Here is a 19,915-nt window from a genome sequence, read left to right as displayed (position 1 = left end):
CTTATTATTTCAATAATCTTCATTATAATAGGCTTTCAGGGAATTGAAAGGGCATCATTATATTTATTATTAGGTTCATTATTTACTATTCAAAGCATATTTGGATTCTATAAGAATAAAAACAAAATTGATATTTAAAGCAGGAGTATTTGTGGTAGTGAATAGTCATTGTGCAACTAAAAGGTATTATTAGTTTAGTTTCAAACAACATCAAGATACCTCGAAATCAATTCTTACTGTATCTGGGGCTGATTGCTCAATAGAGTTTTTGTCTAATGTGCAATGCGTGACATTCTAATTATCTATACTTTGGAGGGCCATTAATGGAGATTACAGCAATAAGTGATATTTCCCAGGCTAAAGTAATTGATTTTTTCAAGCAGCATTGGGGTAGTACAGAAATGGTTATTTCTTCTGGGATTTATGATTGTAGTAAACTGGACGGATATGCGGTGTTAGATAGTGACAAGACAGTTATTGGTTTAATTACTTATATAATTACCGATGATACATGCGAAATTATTTCTTTGGATAGCACAGAAGAAAATAAAGGGATCGGGGCCTCTCTTATACAAGCAGTTGAGAGAGGTGCATTAGAGAATGAATGTAAATACATAAACCTTATAACCACTAATGATAATTTATTAGCACTGAAGTTTTACCAAAAGCGTGGTTATGTTTTAGCGGATCTATATAGAAATTCAGTTGGAAAAGCAAGGAAATTGAAGCCCGAAATTCCATTTGAAGGTAACGATGGTATTCCTATTAGAGACGAAATAAAGCTCGAAAAATTATTAAGATAATAGCCAGAGTAGTTTGTATTTCACTCTAATCTCTTGAGTCTAAGCCTTTCGCTGATGGAGGCATTTCTTGAATAAACATATACAACAGTATCACAGGGGAGATATTAAATGATTAAAGGAATATATGAATTTATTAGTGAAGCACAGTTAAAAAAGTATGCAGAGCTTGCTGTACGAGCTGGTGTGAATCTGCAAAAAAATCAATTATTGGTTATTCATAGTGATATACAAAATGCTACGTTTGCCCGTTTAATCCAGACAGTAGCCTACGAGGCAGGAGCTTCAAATGTATTTATAGATTGGACAGATGAACAGTCCACTAAAGAATTTTACTTAAATGCAGCAGATCGTCTTATCGATCACTTTCCTGATTGGCAGGCTGCCCGCTTTAAGGAGTGGGACGATGCAGGTGCTGCTTACATACATATTATTAGTGAAAACTTAGATGTATTTAAGGAGGTTTCCCCAGAACGGATCAGTCGCTTTCAAAAGGCTTCACGGACCAAGTTGGAAAGTTATTATGCAAAGATTATGTCCCACGAGATACGCTGGTGTCTTCTAGCAGTCCCGTCCTTCGCATGGGCCACGAAAGTATTTCCGAACGTAAGTGAAGAAGAAGCCGTGCAATCGTTATGGCAAGCCATTTTACGTGGAGCGCGAGCAGATGGAACAAATCCTATCAAAAACTGGGAAAATCATGACCGCGCCTTCGAGTCACGGAAAACGTTTCTAAACGATTTCCAGTTTGACACCCTGCATTTTACCAATAGTCGAGGAACGGATTTAGTCATCGGTATGCCTAACAATCACATCTTTATTGGTGGGGGTGTCAGAGATAAAAATGGAATACCTTTCTTTCCGAACATTCCTACGGAAGAAATATTTACTGCTCCCCATAAACATAAGGTGAATGGAAAATTGGTAGGTACTAAACCTCTTATCTATGGGGGAAGTGTCGTCGAAGAATTTTGTCTGATTTTTAAAGATGGACGGATTAGCGACTATTATGCCGCAAAGGGACAGGGAGTGTTACAAAATCTCATCGAAACAGATGAAGGTTCACATTATCTAGGTGAAATTGCCTTGGTCTCTAATAAATCTTCTCTTGGTCAGGAAGATACTCTTTTTTACAATACATTGTTTGATGAAAATACGTCCTGTCATATTGGAATCGGAAATGCATCTCCTTCCAATATTCAACATGGCAATGATCAATCTGAGGAAGATTTAAAGGCAGTAGGGCTGAATACTTCTCTTTTATCAGTCAATGTGACTTTTGGTACCGAAGATATGAAAGTAGTGGGCAATAAAGAAGGTGGAACTGAAGAACTGCTAATGAAGGATGGGGATTTCCAATTCTAAATAGTCTACAACTTACAAACAGATACAACTAATTTCAGGTTGATTATACATAGTGCTAGTTATAGTGAAAACAACCTGGGCAGCATTCTATACCAAATGAAGACTATGGGTTAAGTTTAGTGAAATAATGTACCTAAATACACAGGTGCTAAAGTGAAATAAAAGTAGGTATACCTCGAATTCGAGTCTTACGTAAACGGGGGCGATTGTTCAATATGAGCAATCGCTTTTTCGCTAACGGGCAGGATTGTGGAACACTTGAATTCGAGATAACTTACATGGTTTAAGCCATATAGAGGTATATATTAATTATTATAAATATGTTCTTGAATCTGAAGAAAAATGAAGAAAGAAGGACTACCCTGAAAATATGGAAGTCCTTCTTTTGGGTGACAATAATTACTCTTTACCTAAAAGACGTAGCCTTTATGATTAATTATTCCAACCAATTTCTTTTAAAGCTTTTTCAATCGTTTCAGCTTCTCTTATCTTGCCTATCTTACGAAGTTCTTTCGCAAATAATGGCCAAGGCGGGTGTATGGCCATATACGGGGAAGAGTCAGGACCTGTGTACATTCCTCCACCCGGTCCTGCATATAATCCACCCCCTGGCCCATTGTAAAGGCCTCCACCGGGTCCAGTGTACAAACCACCACCTGGTCCTGTATAAGTACCTCCACCGGGTCCGGTGTACATTCCACCGCCTGGTCCTGTATAAGCACCTCCACCGGGTCCGGTGTACATTCCACCGCCTGGTCCTGTATAAGCACCTCCACCGGGTCCAGTGTACATTCCACCGCCTGGTCCGGAATAAGCACCACCTCCAGGTCCAGTATACATATTCCTAATCCCTGGACTCGCTTCAGTCATTGTAACCACCCTCTTTCAGATAATTATGAAATTTAATTTTATCATAAGAACATTCCTTCCATAAATTATCCAGCCTATATATAAATTCATTAATATAACCATATTGTGGAATGTCCATGGGTCTGAGATAATTTCATTAGATTATAATTTGGAGGGGTAAATCACTTGAGTAAATTTGATGAACTACTAGAGCAAATACATAGGCATCTTGATTGTACTTACCAAAATTGGCTATTTGGAGCTGGAATAAGTTTTGAATCAAATATTCCTCTTATGTACCCAATGACTGAAAAAATTGAAAGCGAATTGGAAGGAGACGATTTTGATACTTTTTGCAAAATTAAGGAATTCCTCCCTAATTCATCTCATGTTGAACATTACTTAAGTCATATTGGAGATTTGCTAGCTCTTCTTGATAGATCACACGCAAGCGAAATAACAATGAACAATGTTAAATATGAATATAGTTCTCTATACACATTATATAAACAAATAATTCGCATAATAGGAGAATTAGTGAGATTTGGATATAAACATAGTGTTGATGAGAAAGGGGATATTGAGTCGCCAATAGTTGAGATTGGTCCTCACCAAGAATTTGTGAAGAAGCTATTCAACAGAAGATCAAACCTAGAAAATATAACAAGTATTAACTTTTTCACTACAAACTACGATACTTTATTAGAAGATGCATTGACACTTGAAAAAAAAGAAGTTATAGACGGCTTTACTGGAGGTGCAATGGGGTTCTGGAATCCTGATGTGTTTAGTGAAAAAGACAATTCATATTCTTATAAAGTTTACAAGTTACACGGGTCAATAGACTGGTATAAGGATGATGAGAAAGGTCTGCTTAGATCAAGATTCGGCACTAAGTACTTATCGGATAACTCTAATTTACTTATTTATCCTCAAGCTACAAAGTATGTAGAAACACAGAAAGACCCATTTGCCTTATTATTTAGTAAATTTAGGGAACGTTTGATTGTTTCTAGAGATAATATTTTGGTGGCATGTGGTTATAGTTTTGGAGATAACCATATAAATAATGAAGTAGAAATGGCGATGTCATTACCTAACAATAAAACCAACTTAATAATTTTCCTTAAAGAAACATGGGATGAAGACTTGCAAAAAAGTTGTTTACCATCAGATATTTATAATTGGCTAGATGAGAGTAGTTTTAGGGACAGAGTATTTGTTCTAACTGATAAAGGTATATATAACGGAAATAGTGAGTTAAATATTCCTTCATCGGGCGACCAGCAATTTGATTGGTGGACGTTTAAAGGTATGACTAATTTACTTGACTAGGGGAGATAAAGTGGAGAATTTTTCAGTAGCACATGATTTATGCATAGGCAGAGTTATAGAAGTTCAAGGAACAAGGGTGAAGATTGAGCTAGATAAGGAATTAGATGATCTAACTCGATCATATGAGGGCAGGGTTTATTCAATAGGTCAGATAGCGAGTATCTTAAAAATACACTTTGGGAGAAAGATACTTTTTATAAATGTCAGACTCTTAAGGATGAACTCAGATGTGGATGAATTCGAAAAAAACACGATTAATGATGATTCTAGGATTATCGAAGCTGACTTATTAGGTGAAGGAATTTGGGATAAGTTTAATGAGATTCTTAACTTTTCTAGAGGTGTAGAGTTATACCCATTACCTCTACAGTCTGTCTATTTAATGACAGATAAAGAATTAGATAAGTTGTATAGTGGAGCTGAAAAAAATGTTCAAAATAATTCATCATCACCTCTTATAGAGATAGGGAAATACTCAGGTAGTAATCAATTAGTACGTGCGAATATTAACAAACTTTTTGGAAATCATTGTGCAATTTTAGGTTCAACTGGATCTGGTAAGTCAGGAACTGTATCTTCAATATTGCATTCAGTTATAGAAGCAAGGGATTTGGAAGGCCAGTATCTCCACCCTAGAATATTAATGGTTGATCCGCATGGAGAGTATGGAAAAGCTTTTAAAAACAATGCGATAATCTATAACGCTTATAGTGAGTCCAATCCTAATGATGAAGATACATGCGAAATAGAGCTCCCATATTGGCTTATGACAGCTGATGAATTTCGGTCTCTAGTTATTGGGAAAACAGAATTTGAAGCAACTACTCAAAATAATATAGTATATGAAGCTTTATCATATGCTAGGATGGTCAATGCTGGAATAATTAAACGAATCAAAGAAGAGAATGCAAAAGGTGGTACAGAGCCTGAAATTAACGAGGGTGTGCAAGAAGAAGAGAGATTGAACTTTGATAGAGACAAGCCAGTGCCATTTAAACTAGAGGACTTTATTTTTCATATTGATAAGGTTCAAGGAAGAAAGCCCGGTAAATTTGAGCAGTTAGCTCAATCAGGAAGGGTTAAAATTGATGGTATACTAAAAAAGTTAAGGATACTAAGGTCCAATCCACAGTTGCATTTTATAATGAAAGAGTATGAAAATGGCTCAATTGAATTACCAAATATAATTAGCCAGCTAGTAGGGAAGAAAGATAATGATAAAAACTTAAGAATTATTGATATTTCTGGATTGCCAAATGAAGTAGCTGGTATATTGACTGCACTCATTTCAAGGTTAATATTTCAATATAAATTATGGCAAGATCGTGAATTAAGAAAGGCTGATCCGGTTCTGTTTGTATGCGAAGAAGCTCATAGGTACGTGCCTAATTATGGGGAAGCACAATATAAGGAGGCACAAATAGCTATAAGGAGAATTGCTAAAGAGGGCAGAAAATATGGGATAGGTCTAATGCTTGTATCACAAAGACCTTCTGATCTTGAGTCAACTGTATTATCTCAATGTAATACTTGGATAATACTCAGGTTAACCAATTCAAATGACCAAAGCTATGTTACGAATTTTATACCTGATAGCTTATCTGGTTTAACAACAATTCTGCCGTCTTTAACGAGAAGAGAAGCAATATTTGTGGGAGAAGCTGCCGCTCTTCCGAGTAGAATTAAAATAAATGAGCTTCCAGAGGATAAACTACCAGATTCTTCTGACATGGACTTTATGCAAGGTTGGAAAAATGAACAATTTTTAGTTGAAGGTATTAAAGAAACTACAGACAAATGGGTGAAAAACCTATCAAGATAATTTAGAAAAGAGATTAAAACCTTGATACTGAGCTTTCAACTATAGGGGGCCTTAATTAAATTAATCTAATATAAGAAAAACACTTCCATAAAATTGGTATTTATTTATTGTTAGTAATCAACACTAAACTTTAACAGAACCTACATTAATAAATTGATAATCCTCCTTATATCATTATTTGAAGCGAGTTACTGTTGAGAAGTACACCCACATAGAAGGTTATAGGTTCGGTTTTTTGAAGGGAATTTTATCCTTTTCATAGGAATGGAGGATAAGGGAGGTTTTCTAATGGAGTCTATATTAAAAATTAAGTATTCTCCTAGTTTTTCTACAAAGGAGTTTGAAAAAAGGTTTACTAAACAAGCCAAATTGGTAGCGGATTTTGAAGCTGTTGATTCGTTCATTTTCTCTGAGGATGAAAGTGCAGTCGACCATAATCAAGATGACTGGGTGTATGGATCAGTGGTAGTAAAATATAATGGAAATGACGCTATGCACGCCAATTTGGTCACTTCGGTTTTAAATGCTATGGATTACCAAGAGTTTAAACTAGTAGGTGCATCAGATTTAGTATAGCGTCTTTTACCGGGACACTAGGTTTTAAAGAAGAGATAGTGATATTTCAAATGTGATCCAAAAGAAAAGGGGACGAATCCTAATAAAGATTTGTCCCCTTTTAATATAGTTAGTGAAAACTGGTGGCAGCATAAGTGATTTCTCATCCCATGGATATTTTTATGTAAGGTGTATAAACCACGTTTAATTAGAATTGCTGCATATATCTCAAAATCGAGCCTTCAAGTATTGGGGGTGTGTCTTATATAAGAGTTCCTTATTTGAAGAAATTACTATACTTAACTCACTTGGATGGTACGTGTGTTCTTAAAAAATAAATTAGGGTGATTGCTATTGAAAGAGAATAAAAGAGAAGATTTAAAAAGTACAGGTAAAGGATTTACAATTGATTCTATAATAAATGCGGGAAGTAGTGCAGCTGGAAATGTAGCAAAAGATTCTATCAGTAGTATGGTAGGAGACATTATTGTTGATTCGGCAAGTTCACTTGTCCCTGTTGTTTCTGGAGCTGTTCAAGGATATAAACGTGCTCGATTTGAAAGAAATATCGTTGTTTTTACTGAAGAGTTGTACGCAAAGATCGAAGAAGTCAATATGAATATGGAAGAAAAGACGGATAAACAAAAAGAAAAAATAGATCAACTATTAGCCTTTATTATGGATTATGTCATAGATGAACAACAAGATGAAAAAATAGCTTATATGGTTAATGGCTTTGTGAACGTTACACAACATGAACAAATATCAGACGATTTTTTACTTACTTATTATGATGTTTTGAAAGAATTAAGAATGGTGGATATAGCAGTATTAAAATTAATGTACTCTTCTCGTTATGTTCTTGACCACGCAAATAGAGAGTCATACCAAGATGTAATGGAAAGACATGGACTAAGTTACGAGCAATATGAGGCAGTCCGTCATAATCTTAATAGAATTGGTGTATTAACAACCCGAACAGACTTAAATATTTACTCTGATCTAGAAGAAATTTCAAAAAGGTTTAAAGAATTATACTCTTACTTAGAAAAGCTAACAAATCCAAAACACAAACGATCTCTTCCGAAACTAAAGGAACCTAAGCTCAAATCTAAGGATAACTTTGAAGTGTCTAAATTCGGAAGAGATTTTGTTAATTTCTTCTTGGATTTAGATTAAGCAAAAAACTAAAAGAATTCAGTTTTTTGCTTATTTGAATCCTTCAAAAAATAGGGTTAAATAATTTAAAGTAACCTTTACCTCAGTTTCGAGTCTTCATGTAAAGGGGGCGATACAATGTATCGAAAAGTCTTATTATACTCACTAATATCTGTTTTTCTTATGTTAATTGGTTGTAATAAATCAGTAGAAGAAGGTCCATATGCAGGAATTTTAATGGTTGATGGAGAGGAGTACACGTGGCAAGGTGAAATTGAGAATAATGAATTTACAGTCGGAGAAAAAATTGGGGAAGTTAATAAGAAAGTAGAGATAGAAGGAACGCCGAAAACAAATTACTCATCAAATATTTTAGAAGTTGGAGAAGGAATTTTTTTAGCAGTTGAGAGTAATAAAGTTATTATCGTAAAGAGAGAAGGTGGAAGTTACCATCAGTTTAAAGAAGATGGATGATTAAATGGATATAAAAGTTAAAGTTCTTTTGCAACTTATCTTGAAATCAAATCTTATAGAACTTGGGTGATTCTTTAATAATGAAATTGCTATCTTTTTACTGCTTCGGTGAGTTTAATTGAAGACCTTTAAAGGTGAGGTGACGAAGGGTGATATGTTGATTATTCTAAAAATATTGGGACCACCCATTTTTCTTACCGGAGTAATTTTAATGTTGGGGCCAATTTTTGATTACAGTTTAGCAGAACGGATAAGTGCGGTTGTTATAGCTACCTTATTTTGTTACTTACAAATTTACTCTACGAAGAAGAAAAATAAATAATAAATTCTACATAAAATGAACCTCTTTGTTTAATTTATCTCGGCTTCAAATCTTAATGTATATGGGGCGATACTCGGGTAAGTGTAGTCACCATAATAGCGGTATATAGGGGGGGTAAAGTAAAAAGATAAGAAGGAAAATAAATTTTGAGTATCACTTTTAGAAAGGAAGTTGAGAACATCGCCATATTAGATACACCTCCTGTGACACTTACTTTATTAATTATTTACATAGTTATTTTTTGTACAGATAGAATATGGAGCGATAAATTGTCTGAGTGGGGCACAGGGAAAAGTTTTGACAACATGAGAAAGGGAGAATGGTACCGGCTCATTACTGCGCCATACTTTCATTTGAATATAATTCATCTTGTGGGAAACGTTTTTGGTATTTATTTCGTCGGATTAGTGTTAGAAAACAAAATTGGAAGTTTTATGTTTCTGCTCATTTACGCAATCGGAAATTTGATGGTTTCCTTATTATTTTCTATATTGACTTCATTTAATAAGGGAACAGGAGCTTCTCCAGGAATATTTGCATTGGTAGGCTGTATATTTTATCTGTTTTTACAAACTCCTGAATTATTCAATCTCCAATTAGGAACTTGGAAAACAAACTATATTATTTTCTATTCAATTTTAGGAAACTTAATTGGCTTGGGTGGATTTGTTTCCCATGTGGTTGGTTTTATGATTGGAATCTTGTTGAGTTTATATCTATTTTAATTTGATGTACTAGCTGCGAAAGTTATCTAGTCAAATTATCTTGATAATAACAAAGACTTTAGAAAGATAGATTTCTTAAAAGGAATGTAATGATATAATTGAAAAATCTAACAATTTGAATTGTACTAACGGTGAGTGTAGGTACACGTATTCTTCGAAGATATCTCGATTCCGAAACTTCAACTAACTGGGGCGATTGCTCAAAAGAGTAGTCGCCTTATTCACATAAGAATAAGGGTATCTACATATAGCTTTTAATTTGAAGAATCAGGTTAGTTAATAAATGTTAGTATTAAAATTAGTTATGTAAGAGGGTGAATAAATTATGAATGAGCTAATTGGTTATCTAGGAGTGGGGTTGCTAATTATCGGGTTTGTTTATGCCTTAGTTAGACAAACAAAACATACTCTTGATCTCCTAAATTCAGACAAAACAGTAGATTACAAAAGGTCATTACTTGGAAATTATCTAACAAGTATTGCAATGGCTGGGTTTTTGATTTCATTTGTATTAAACCTAGTAGTTTCAATGCAATTTATGCAGTCAAGCATAATTACAAGCAATAATACCAGTGCTAGTTGTTTTATTTTCCTTACAATTCTTTTCATCGCCAAATTTACAATTGTTCCGAAAAATCCTAAGCAAAAAAGATTAACAGTTTAAGCTATATTTTCTTCTTCACTAAAGAGAGCGTTGGTTGAAAATTTGCTTAGTATATATTGAATTCAAGTCTTCCTTTAACTGGGGCAGTTGCTTAATAATATGAAAGGGGGATTGAATGAATATATTTTTGAAAATAAACTTATTTAGCATATTAAATGCTTTTGTATTGTTCTTAGCCGTTGAACTTGGGCTGAATGTATATGAAATTAGTGATTTATTTAGTTTGAATCAAGATGTTGTAATGAAATTGGTAACAGTCCTTTATATTATTGGTTTTATTATCTTCAGTTTCTTACTTTTTAAGGTAGTTAAAAAATGGATGGATAAAAGAAAGTCCTCTTTTTGGTCAATTATTCTTTGGCTTCCGTATTTTATTCTTTTTAATTTTATATTTGCTAATCTGTTTCCCGTTAATTATCCAGGACACGAACCTGGAGCAGGAGCTGGATTTGCAATGATGTTTGCCGTATTCATTTATCCTTTTTATCTACTAATCATTAACGTATTAGGAACGGGGGCAGGTATTAAAGAAGATTAAAAATATCTTGAAACTGAGTTTTCCGCATAATGGGGCTTATCTGCAACATAGATAAGCCCTCTAATGTTTGCAACTAAAGATTGAGTTTCTGGATCCATTTTGAAATAATTTGAACTATATATGTGGTAACTAAAAGGAAATTGAAATAACTAAATAAAAAGGGTCTGTGAGGGGGAGAGGAACGTTATGAGTTTAATGAATATACTGATTGGAATTGGTCTTGTTTTCTTTATAATATTTACAATAGCTGTATTCTTAACTTTTCGAAAATAAGACGAGAGGGATACAACGAATACAAAGTAAAATACATAGTTTCACGATAATGTGAATTGAGCAACACAAGAAAGATTTATCTTGAATTCGAATATTCAGCTAACTGGGGCGATTGCTCGATAGAGAATTCATCACCTCTTACTCTAAATATAGCAAATATTAAAAGATAAAAAGTATAAGATTATAATGGATACCTAAGTCAAAGAGACCAGCGAACAAAAACATCACGGTTGCCCCAATACACGTCCATATCATAAAAGTGGCGTGTTCGTGATCGTTTCTTTTAAACTCAAAAGCAAGAGAAAAATGCGTCGCGGCTAATGCTAGGAAAAAGTACCCTGGCGGTATAGTATCTATACCAAAAAATGATAAAAATCCAGGAATAAGTAGTAAGATGCTTATTCCAATTAAAACTTTCGTAGTTTTAGTTAATTGTGTGATATAAGCAACCCCTTTCTTATTATCTTTTATGTTATCAAGAATAAGGATGAATTGGAAAATTAAACATAATAAAAGGTGAAATTATCTTGAATTCAAGTCTTACATAATCTGGGGCTATTCTTCAATAGAAAACTTTGACTGATGCCACTGGTACGTCGTTTATAGGGTAATGTTATTTGTGCAAGGAGGGCTTTAAATGGATTTTATTTTCAAGTCTTTCGCTAATTGGGGCTATTGTTCAATAAAGATGATAGGGACTCTTATGTCCTTTATAATAGAGGATTTTAAGGGTATTCGTTGCTGGAGGTGTAGTATGATACATAGAAAATTATTTTGGCTGGGATTCTTAATGTTTGTAGTTGGAGGTCTAGCTTTAGCTATTATGAATAATGAATTAAATGGGAGTAATTTTTTTTCTTATATTATTGCTACTATTGGGTTGCTTCTTACGGGGGTATCTAAAATTGTAGAAAATAAACACTCGCCTAAGAAATAGTAGGTAAATATAAATACTATCTTGATTTCAAGTCTTACTTTAACGGGGGCTTTAGCGTAATAAGCTTTGCGCTCAATATTGCTTAATAGGTCCTTTCCGTGGAGTAAACCATATGATCTCTTCTGAAATGACGCTTCTCTCATCAAAAGATTAGCGTCATTTTTATGGGTGGTTTGTAATTTATATATTGAATAATGTAAACTATATGTTACAGTTGAAGGGTAGGAGGGATTATATAGGTGAAAAATAACGTAAAGATAGCTCGTATTCAGGTGGATTTAACCCAGCAGCAATTAGCTGAAAAAATAGGTGTCACCCGTCAAACCATTAGTTTAATAGAAAAAGGGAAGTATAATCCTACTTTAAAATTATGTCTTTCGATTTGTGACGTCGTTCAAAAGTCACTGGATGAACTATTCTGGGTGGATAAGGAGGAGCGGACGAAATGATGAAAAAAATAACGGATGAACGATTGAAATTGAAAAACTTAGAAAATATAAGGGTTTTATTTTTGGTTCAAACCATTGGAATCATCGGTATATTGGGATTTGACCTGGTCACTAAAGGAATGGATAGTATGACAGATAATCCAGTATGGTATGTTTTGATTCTTACAGGTGTCGTATCTGCATATTTATCCATGAGCATTAGTGTAGATCATGAATCGAGTAAAAATTCCCCCAAAAAAGGATTAATCATTTCAATAGTTGTGAGTACATTTATTGCCATCGGTTTTGGAGTCTTAGTTACCTTTACAGGTGATTTGGGTGCTGGAATACTCGTAGGAGGAATAGTCTTCGTTTGTTTTCTTGCATCTTATCTTTATGTTTATTACTTACGGACTAAGCGACAAAACTAAATATCAGCAAGCTCCTCTGGGTAATTTCAAGAAGCGTGAAGTTTTGAGAACAGTAATTGCAGATCTATTGTTCCTTGCATATGCCTATGATTTAGTCCGAATTTCTCTTCATTCGTTTAATTTTCAAAGAAGTAAAGAAGATACTTAAAGCGAGTTTACTTGGTATTAAGTCTTCACATAACTGGAGCGGTTATCTAATAATAGATAACCGCTTTTCTTTTTTAACGCGAATCTATCTTAGTAAATAATTTTCCTCTAAGATTGAAGGTTCCATAAAAAATAAAATAGTCTCATCAAGAAATCGATGTAAAGAACTTTTGACATAATTGGTTATGCTGTGATATTTTGGAAGTGTAAAGATCTTTTTACATATTAAAGAGGTGATATTATTGGGAATCGAATGGGCTGTTTCTATTTTAGTCGGGATATTTATATTTATGTTTATTGGCCGGCTTACTGGGGGTGAGGAGTTTGGAGGTGTTAATAAAAGTGACGATGAACGATCTCAATACATAAAACAAAAAGCAATTGTAGGAAGCTGGACGTTCCTATTAATCGTATTTTTTATAAACATTGTTTTTAATTTTTTCGACTTAAGAACAGGTTTTCTAAAAAATGCTCCGTTCAATCATCCAGAGCTATTTTACTTATTACTACTGATTGGAAGCTATTTTGTATATTATCTAATTTATAGTAGACGGTTAAGTGGAAATGCAAAATAAAATTTTTGAACTGCGGAAAAGCGCAGGATTAACCCAAGGTATGCTAGCAAAAAAATGTAAAGTATCACGCCAGACAATTAACGCTATAGAAAATGACAGGTATGATCCTACCTTGCAGCTTGCATTTAAAATAGCAGCAGTTCTTAATACAACTGTGGATAATGTTTTTAAAAACTAATTAAAAAGGACAGAAATACATGAAAAATAATTTATTGTTGGCAGTGGTATTATTTTTTGTTCTAGGCTCTGCAATGGTAAGCAGTATAAATTCACTAAGTTCCACTTTTAAGTCGATTTTTTATGGTGTCGCTTTGACCGTTCTAATTCTTGTAGGAGTAGTAAGTTTATATAAATATTTCACAAAAACTACGCACTAATTCATTTAACACCTATTGAACTATCGCCTGCAATGGTTCGTACCCTAGTTTAATTGGGAGTGAATCAATTCGGCAAAGTTTAAATGAACAAGACAGTTTTAAGGGGTGGGAGATTGGAAGCGTGGGATGTTTACGATAGGGATAGAAATTTAACCGGCAAACAAATGAACCGGGGGGATACATTTAAACCAGGTGCTTATCATTTAGTAATCCATGTGTGTATATTTAATCAACTTGGACAAATGCTGATTCAACAGCGACAGCCTGATAAGGAAGATTGGAAAGACTTGTGGGACATTACCGTAGGAGGCAGTGCTATAGCAAATGAGACTAGTCAACAAGCAGCTGAAAGGGAGGTTAAAGAAGAAATCGGCTATGTACTTAATCTTAGAAATAGACGCCCTTCTCTAACCGTTAACTTTGAAAATGGTTTTGATGATTATTATCTCATAGAAAACGATTTGAAAACCTCAAACCTTTCACTGCCGACTGAAGAAGTGAAGCAGGTAAAGTGGGCATCAAAGGAAGACATTGTCGATATGATTTCAGAAGGTTTATTTATCCCTTATCATAAGTCATTGATTGAAGTACTGTTTGATATGAGAAACACCCTGGGATCGCACGGATGATGGTTCTTGTACCACACTGTACTGGGACCATCATAAAGAAGGGTGCCTTGTCCTGCTTCGTTATAACTTTAGCAGAACGAGATAGGCACCGAAGTCATTTAAAATGATGTTTATGTAGGAATGTTCCTTTATTTACTGGATATCGTCATGCTATATATATTATGTAAAGCCTTTATTATATAATTAACTAAAATGATCTCTGTTTGTGGCTCCAATAAAAAATGAGGTTGATAGAGTATAATGTTGTTTAGCATATTGGGGTTGGGGAGGTGTATTATGCAAAAGGCCATCACAGTTAATTATCAATCCGATAAAAAGAATAACGTAGATGAGTTAAACCAACTACTTCAAGAAGGATGGAAGGTCGTTTCTCAGAGTCCAGTTGGATTGGTTCCCATGGTTTCTTCACTTGTTATATTGGAGAAAAATTAGTGAACATGACTTTCTTATTCGTTGAGAAAAGGAAATCGATAGTTATAATTACCGCTTTTCAGGGCGGTTTTTTTAGTATCTAAAGAATGGGGGTCAGGCACCATTTCAGTGTTAGTTTGGGCTTTTAATGGTTTGCTAAAAGTTATTGAACAAGTTCAGACTATATACAGAAGCCGTGCTTAGTGTAATACTCCTATATTTCATTTCATGGAGCATTTCCTATGTTATTCACCAGCGAAAGGCCTTCTGATCGCGTGCAAAGACTCTACCGGGAAGCATAAGATTACGAAACCAATTATTTCTATGGTGGATAAAAATTGTCTGTAATCTAATAAGGAAAAGTAAGTGCATTCATACTGGGGGTGGTAGTATGGATATGAGTATAATTGTAGCGATATTTGTAATCTTTATAGCTGCTTTAGGCGGGAGTTTCTATAAAAAGAAGAAATAATATCATAGATAGATTGGATCCTAATTTTATAACTAACAATAATGGTGCCTGTCCCCGCTGCGTTAAAACTTTAGCAGAACGGGGGGCAGGCACCGATTTCTTTCAACGACATAGAAGTGTGGAAATCAGAAATAATATCAGGCGTTGAATTAAGGAAAAGTGATCTCTGAAATATCATCAAACAAAAGAGAGACCGTCTCTTTCGTTTTCGGATCAATCCCTCTCACTTTCTTCGTACTCGGATCCATCTGGTTTACTTTTATTGCGGCGTAGCTAAAATCAAAGCCATTATGATACTTCACGTTAACGGTCAGGTCATCATTCATTGAACGCTGTAAGGCAAAGCTGTTTTCTTCCATCTGCTGTTCATCGATCACCGGCTTTTCAATTCTTTCCGTCTCTCTCCATATCTCCTGAACCATTTCAACATGTTCGGGAAGCATGAGCGATGTCCATTTAATCGTGCCGCGGTCATTTGTATTCCTCATCGTTTCCCCTCCAATACAAGGAACGTTTGTTCTCATTATAGGTAGAGGAGCCATAGCAATACAATAAAAGATTCCGTTAGTTCCTCTTTTGGATTTCTTTTGAAGCCGTAAAAGCGGAGGGGGGGTGGAACTTGAAACAGCGGCATCCGACCGGGACTTAGGCACTTTCATTTGAACCTCTGATGTATTTTTTTATGTATACCAGGAGAAAAACAAAAAATAGTAATTTTATCACTCTGCTTACAAAACCTAGTTAAAACATTCTTCATACAGCAAGTATCTATTCAAATGAAATATCCGTTCAACTCTCCGCCCTTTAAAAGATGTGGTAAGCCTTCCTGGGTAGGGAGCTATAGTTAAATAACCCTAAAATGGCATCCATAAAATAATGAAACCCCTCTAAATAAAAAAGACGACAGCCACAAAAAACACTCCAAGACCACCATACAATCTATAAGTTAACGTCATTTCGTCCTCTAGAAATTTGCGAAGCGATCGAATGATGAATGAACCGCCAACAATCGGAATAAGATACTCGCCGTTTAGCGCTCCCGCTAAATACATGACTAGCGCACCGAGAATAACGATTAGGTAAACTCTATCGATGAGTTCGATGATTTTCATTTTGTAGAAATCTCCTCTTATATAGAATTTATTTCTTATTTAAACAAAAAAGTCAAAAAAAATAAACCCTGCTTTTGATGAGAAAGCAGGGTTCGAAAATCTTAACTATTCTCAATGATTTCTTAAATTTTGATAAATAACCGGAAGATAGTCATCATCATTTGGACTATCTCGTTAACAGCATAATAGGTGTTGTGGATTCAAAACTTTAAGCCCGACAAGGTGCATTAATTACGATTCCGTTTATTGTTGATTTGTTCATTAACTATATTAACAAACTCTTCAAATTCACCCTCATCCACGGAAAGAAGAGTAATGGTATATACTTCACCATCATACATAAACCACCCATATTCATCTGGGGCAAGTAGTTTTGAGAAAAACTTAAATGGCTGTCGTGAGCTTCTCTTTCGAATCGGTTTTAACTTTTCATAAGAAAATTCACGGAATCCTTGTACTAAGGAAGCATCGTTACTGTAAAAAAACAGCCTTTGATTAGTTGCGATTAATTTCCCAGGACCAAAATTGTAATTCATCTCTGCAAAATGACAATCTAACTTCGCCAGTTGATGTTCATTTTTTTCTAAGGATCTAGACATTTACCTCACCTGCTAACGTAAAGGATAGGAGTACATGCGAATACTTGGCATCAATAAGACTTCTTTACGGCTTGTAAAAGAACAATTACCTGATCTATAGGTAATGAAACACTGGGGCGGTAGTGGTTCTGTTTCTAAACGAAGTCTTAAAGAAACGTGCAGTAATCGATTGAGAAATAGTTGAACCAGTTCCTCAAAAGAAGACTTGATTACAGTGGCAGAGTCTTTTAAATAAATGTCTAATATGCAGAACGGGGGTAGTCCCCCATTTCTGAAGACAACTCCCTTTTACAAAATCTTTTAAACTTAAATACTCGATATACTTATAGATAGAACAAGGAATTTCACATAATAAAAGCGAACCTTTAATTTAGAAACTAAAAAACGGGGGGATTATTTATGAAACTTGGAGCATTTTCCATAAGTTTAAGTGTGAAGGACATAAACAAATCAAAAGATTTTTATGAAAAATTAGGGTTTCAATCGTTTGGAGGGGATCCCAGTCAGAAGTGGCTCATAATGAAAAATGAAGACTGTGTGATTGGTTTATTCCAAGGAATGTTTGAGAAAAACATCTTAACCTTCAATCCCGGGTGGAATCAAAATGCCGAAAACATTGATTCGTTTACAGATGTGCGAGAAATCCAGAAGCAGTTGAAAGAAAACGGAGTTAACCTGGACTCTGAAGCTGATGAAACTACTGAAGGTCCGGAGCATATTACAATTACAGATCCAGATGGTAATCCTATCCTAATCGATCAACACAGATAATTTCCACAACAGACTTTAACAAGGACATTAGTAAAGTAACAGCAGCTCTATCTTTAACTTATAAACTAATTACAGTTCTTAAGAACAAAGAAGGACATAAAAATAATAAGAAAATCGCCTGTTTCTTCTTTGGGGACGGGCGTTTTTATGTGGGTGAAATTAATTTTAAAAAAAGAAGTGAAGTGTTGTTACTGATAAGCGGTTTGCTCCACTAAATTGTGGATAGTCATGAAACCCAACTACTGGTTCAGTCGTATGAAGAAGTAGTTGGGTTTCATATTCTGGTTAAATAACATGACAATTAATTTATGAGGAGAGTTTCTATGGGAGGGTTTAGATGGAGTTAAGATCAAAGCGGTTAGGGAATGTCTTAACAAAATTTCTTTGGGCAGATATCGGGCTAACCATACTATTAATGGTGAATATAGTCATTGTAAGAGTGGCCGGGGCGGGAGAAGCCTTCTTGACCTATGATATTATCGTTTCTGTTGTAGTAAGTGTAAACGTAGTTATCTATACGATCATGTATCTCTTCTGGCTATTTAAAGTACACAAAGATTTACAAGCGTTGGATGAATTTTACCCTATTACACCAGGTGGCGCCATCGCTCGTGTTTTGATTCCAATTTACAATATATATGGGTTATGGAACGTTTATTCGACGATGGCAGACTATTTTAAAAAGAATTCATCTGTACATACAATCGGATCAAGACTAGCGTTATATATCCCTATATATTATTTTCTCATGATAGCTACAACTGTTTTGAGTTCTTATTTGTCGAGGCAGTCAACCCTAGAGTCTTTTAGCGCTTTGTGGTTTACATTATATTTAGGAGATGGTGCGTTGGTTGTAATGTACATCCTGATTATTAAAGCGGTGTCGATTGGTTTATTAAGGTTATCCGAGCATGATTTGAATAGTGGTGAAGCAGATAGTGCTGGTTATTCACAGTAATCGTTTAATTCTGAAATGAAAGGAATCTATATAGAAAGGGAGGATATGATGGATGAAACAGAATGGGATATTCAAGAAGTTAAGCGTTTAAAAAAGAAGCGTTTGGTCCAACACAATATCTCCATGCTGCTGTCATTCGTTCTGTTTATTTATTATATGAAGGAGGGAGGGTCAGCTGCCGTCCTTCTTGGTTTATGCTGCGTGTTTTTCTGGGGGGTAACAGTATATTCACTGTACAAGCTTAAGACAGGTAAGACGATCGGAACAAAGACAAGCCGCTTTCTTGAGGATTTTGAAAGAGATAATAAGGGGGAGAAGCGCTGGAAACGAAAAAACATGATAGAAGCTGGACTTTTGAGTGTTCTTAGCATTGTTTTTACAGTTTTTTTATTTGTTTTGGATTTTGGATCTGCAAGAATGGACTTTCCTACCGACGCTCTTCCATTTATCGTCACCTGGGTGGGGGTTAATATAGGAGAGGTCGTCAGAATTAATATTTTATAAGGGAACATCAGATTTACTACATGTAATTGTAACAATCTTTGACCTCTAAGAATCTGTAACCCAGCTTTATAAATATATCGAAAAGAGAATATCATCGGTGCAAAATTTGGCTAGTTAGATAGAGGCTTATCCCATTAATTACTGTTCAGTCTATTGGGAAAATAGTGAAAGGACAAAATCTAAGGGAGGAGTCGGTTTGAACAAGGTGAGAGAAGGAGTAATCCAAATCCTAACAAGTATTTTAGCTGCATTGCTCGTGAGTCTTTATTTCTATTGGCAAGGCAGCGAAGAATATGCGCTTCTAGTATTTCTAATTGCTTTCATTGTATTTGTGGGCAGCGGAATAATTGTTAAAATCATGTACTTGTGGATTCAATGGAGAAATCGATACCTGACGAATTTTCTCGTGTATATGTTGAGTGGGGCTGTGCTGTGGGTTTTGATTATGTATTTCCCGCCGATTTATTCTATTATTTTTGAAGATTTTACGGTGCAGAGATTTTTATCCTCTAATTCAATCTCAGGTTTTCTGAGAAACATTGCAGTTGGAGCTCTTTGCGGGCTGATCTTTTTTAACATTTATTTCGGTCTCACTGGCTTGTTTGCTAAGGTCGGTAATGTCATGCAGAGACATTGATTAAGAGTTTTACAATACGTTAGAAACATTAAGCTTTCCCGTGGAAA

Annotated in this window: 25 protein-coding genes; 21 read left to right on the top strand and 4 right to left on the bottom strand. The window is 34.9% G+C overall.

Annotated features, from left to right (window positions below):
• Nucleotides 1-323 precede the first annotated feature (323 nt).
• Entirely contained in the window at nucleotides 324-803 is a 480-nt protein-coding gene (locus LF817_RS13300) for a GNAT family N-acetyltransferase (protein WP_253936308.1), read from the top strand.
• Nucleotides 804-911: 108 nt separating this feature from the next.
• A complete protein-coding gene (locus LF817_RS13295) occupies nucleotides 912-2,165 on the top strand; it encodes an aminopeptidase (protein WP_253936307.1) in 1,254 nt (417 codons plus the stop codon).
• A 432-nt stretch (nucleotides 2,166-2,597) separates the two neighbouring features.
• On the opposite strand, the gene LF817_RS13290 is transcribed toward LF817_RS13295, so the two are convergent.
• A complete protein-coding gene (locus tag LF817_RS13290) occupies nucleotides 2,598-3,035 on the bottom strand; it encodes a hypothetical protein (RefSeq protein ID WP_253936306.1) in 438 nt (145 codons plus the stop codon).
• Between the two features lie 165 nt (nucleotides 3,036-3,200).
• Here LF817_RS13290 and LF817_RS13285 point away from each other — a divergent pair, with 165 nt between their 5' ends.
• The 15 genes from LF817_RS13285 (at nucleotide 3,201) to LF817_RS13215 (ending at nucleotide 14,836) form a co-directional block, all read left to right on the top strand.
• On the top strand, nucleotides 3,201-4,349 hold the full coding sequence (locus LF817_RS13285) for an SIR2 family protein (RefSeq protein ID WP_253936305.1): 1,149 nt from the start codon (nucleotides 3,201-3,203) through the stop codon (nucleotides 4,347-4,349).
• 10 nt (nucleotides 4,350-4,359) lie between these two features.
• Complete coding sequence (locus tag LF817_RS13280; protein ID WP_253936304.1) at nucleotides 4,360-6,171, top strand: ATP-binding protein; 1,812 nt, start codon at nucleotides 4,360-4,362, stop codon at nucleotides 6,169-6,171.
• 288 nt (nucleotides 6,172-6,459) lie between these two features.
• A complete protein-coding gene (locus LF817_RS13275) occupies nucleotides 6,460-6,747 on the top strand; it encodes a hypothetical protein (protein WP_253936303.1) in 288 nt (95 codons plus the stop codon).
• 333 nt (nucleotides 6,748-7,080) lie between these two features.
• Nucleotides 7,081-7,905: a hypothetical protein gene (locus tag LF817_RS13270; protein ID WP_253936302.1), complete on the top strand. Its 825-nt coding sequence runs from the start codon at nucleotides 7,081-7,083 to the stop codon at nucleotides 7,903-7,905.
• A gap of 117 nt (nucleotides 7,906-8,022) precedes the next feature.
• Nucleotides 8,023-8,358 (top strand): hypothetical protein, encoded by a 336-nt coding sequence (locus LF817_RS13265; RefSeq protein WP_253936301.1) that lies wholly within the window; start codon nucleotides 8,023-8,025, stop codon nucleotides 8,356-8,358.
• Nucleotides 8,359-8,826: 468 nt separating this feature from the next.
• On the top strand, nucleotides 8,827-9,405 hold the full coding sequence (locus LF817_RS13260; protein WP_253936300.1) for a rhomboid family intramembrane serine protease: 579 nt from the start codon (nucleotides 8,827-8,829) through the stop codon (nucleotides 9,403-9,405).
• Between the two features lie 325 nt (nucleotides 9,406-9,730).
• Nucleotides 9,731-10,069, top strand: a complete 339-nt coding sequence (locus LF817_RS13255) for a hypothetical protein (RefSeq protein WP_253936299.1) — start codon at nucleotides 9,731-9,733, stop codon at nucleotides 10,067-10,069.
• A gap of 115 nt (nucleotides 10,070-10,184) precedes the next feature.
• Nucleotides 10,185-10,607, top strand: coding sequence for a hypothetical protein (locus LF817_RS13250; RefSeq protein ID WP_253936298.1), 423 nt, complete (start codon nucleotides 10,185-10,187; stop codon nucleotides 10,605-10,607).
• 910 nt (nucleotides 10,608-11,517) lie between these two features.
• Nucleotides 11,518-11,817 carry a hypothetical protein gene (locus tag LF817_RS13245; protein ID WP_253936297.1) on the top strand — a complete coding sequence of 100 codons (300 nt, stop codon included), beginning with the start codon at nucleotides 11,518-11,520 and terminating at the stop codon, nucleotides 11,815-11,817.
• A 239-nt stretch (nucleotides 11,818-12,056) separates the two neighbouring features.
• Nucleotides 12,057-12,266: a helix-turn-helix transcriptional regulator gene (locus LF817_RS13240; RefSeq protein ID WP_253936296.1), complete on the top strand. Its 210-nt coding sequence runs from the start codon at nucleotides 12,057-12,059 to the stop codon at nucleotides 12,264-12,266.
• Nucleotides 12,263-12,676 (top strand): hypothetical protein, encoded by a 414-nt coding sequence (locus LF817_RS13235; protein WP_371925061.1) that lies wholly within the window; start codon nucleotides 12,263-12,265, stop codon nucleotides 12,674-12,676. Before LF817_RS13240 ends, LF817_RS13235 begins: the two co-directional genes overlap by 4 nt.
• 389 nt (nucleotides 12,677-13,065) lie before the next feature.
• The gene (locus LF817_RS13230; protein ID WP_253936295.1) at nucleotides 13,066-13,398 is read left to right on the top strand and encodes a hypothetical protein; all 333 of its coding nucleotides are present in this window, start codon (nucleotides 13,066-13,068) and stop codon (nucleotides 13,396-13,398) included.
• Entirely contained in the window at nucleotides 13,388-13,576 is a 189-nt protein-coding gene (locus LF817_RS13225; protein ID WP_253936367.1) for a helix-turn-helix transcriptional regulator, read from the top strand. The genes LF817_RS13230 and LF817_RS13225 overlap by 11 nt, the downstream gene beginning before the upstream one ends.
• Before the next feature lie 312 nt (nucleotides 13,577-13,888).
• The gene (locus LF817_RS13220) at nucleotides 13,889-14,404 is read left to right on the top strand and encodes an NUDIX hydrolase (protein ID WP_253936294.1); all 516 of its coding nucleotides are present in this window, start codon (nucleotides 13,889-13,891) and stop codon (nucleotides 14,402-14,404) included.
• Nucleotides 14,405-14,680: 276 nt separating this feature from the next.
• The gene (locus LF817_RS13215; protein ID WP_253936293.1) at nucleotides 14,681-14,836 is read left to right on the top strand and encodes a hypothetical protein; all 156 of its coding nucleotides are present in this window, start codon (nucleotides 14,681-14,683) and stop codon (nucleotides 14,834-14,836) included.
• A 600-nt stretch (nucleotides 14,837-15,436) separates the two neighbouring features.
• Here LF817_RS13215 and LF817_RS13210 read toward each other — a convergent pair.
• From LF817_RS13210 to LF817_RS13200, 3 genes are all read right to left on the bottom strand, one after another.
• Complete coding sequence (locus LF817_RS13210) at nucleotides 15,437-15,775, bottom strand: YolD-like family protein (protein WP_253936292.1); 339 nt, start codon at nucleotides 15,773-15,775, stop codon at nucleotides 15,437-15,439.
• A gap of 399 nt (nucleotides 15,776-16,174) precedes the next feature.
• Nucleotides 16,175-16,399, bottom strand: coding sequence for a hypothetical protein (locus tag LF817_RS13205; RefSeq protein WP_253936291.1), 225 nt, complete (start codon nucleotides 16,397-16,399; stop codon nucleotides 16,175-16,177).
• 227 nt (nucleotides 16,400-16,626) lie between these two features.
• Nucleotides 16,627-16,998 carry a PH domain-containing protein gene (locus LF817_RS13200; protein ID WP_253936290.1) on the bottom strand — a complete coding sequence of 124 codons (372 nt, stop codon included), beginning with the start codon at nucleotides 16,996-16,998 and terminating at the stop codon, nucleotides 16,627-16,629.
• A 399-nt stretch (nucleotides 16,999-17,397) separates the two neighbouring features.
• Between LF817_RS13200 and LF817_RS13195 the strand changes: the two genes are divergently transcribed.
• The 4 genes from LF817_RS13195 to LF817_RS13180 all read left to right on the top strand — a co-directional run bounded on the left by LF817_RS13195 (nucleotide 17,398) and on the right by LF817_RS13180 (nucleotide 19,868).
• Nucleotides 17,398-17,769: a VOC family protein gene (locus LF817_RS13195; RefSeq protein WP_253936289.1), complete on the top strand. Its 372-nt coding sequence runs from the start codon at nucleotides 17,398-17,400 to the stop codon at nucleotides 17,767-17,769.
• Between the two features lie 337 nt (nucleotides 17,770-18,106).
• Complete coding sequence (locus tag LF817_RS13190; RefSeq protein WP_253936288.1) at nucleotides 18,107-18,727, top strand: hypothetical protein; 621 nt, start codon at nucleotides 18,107-18,109, stop codon at nucleotides 18,725-18,727.
• Between the two features lie 48 nt (nucleotides 18,728-18,775).
• On the top strand, nucleotides 18,776-19,231 hold the full coding sequence (locus LF817_RS13185) for a hypothetical protein (RefSeq protein WP_253936287.1): 456 nt from the start codon (nucleotides 18,776-18,778) through the stop codon (nucleotides 19,229-19,231).
• Nucleotides 19,232-19,427: 196 nt separating this feature from the next.
• On the top strand, nucleotides 19,428-19,868 hold the full coding sequence (locus tag LF817_RS13180; RefSeq protein WP_253936286.1) for a hypothetical protein: 441 nt from the start codon (nucleotides 19,428-19,430) through the stop codon (nucleotides 19,866-19,868).
• Nucleotides 19,869-19,915 lie beyond the last annotated feature (47 nt).

The sequence above is a fragment of the Halobacillus sp. A1 genome, from assembly GCF_024189295.1.
Classification (GTDB): Bacteria; Bacillota; Bacilli; order Bacillales; family Halobacillaceae; genus Halobacillus_A.
Note: the sequence above shows the minus strand (reverse complement) of the source record. Positions and strands in the feature narration are given on the sequence as shown.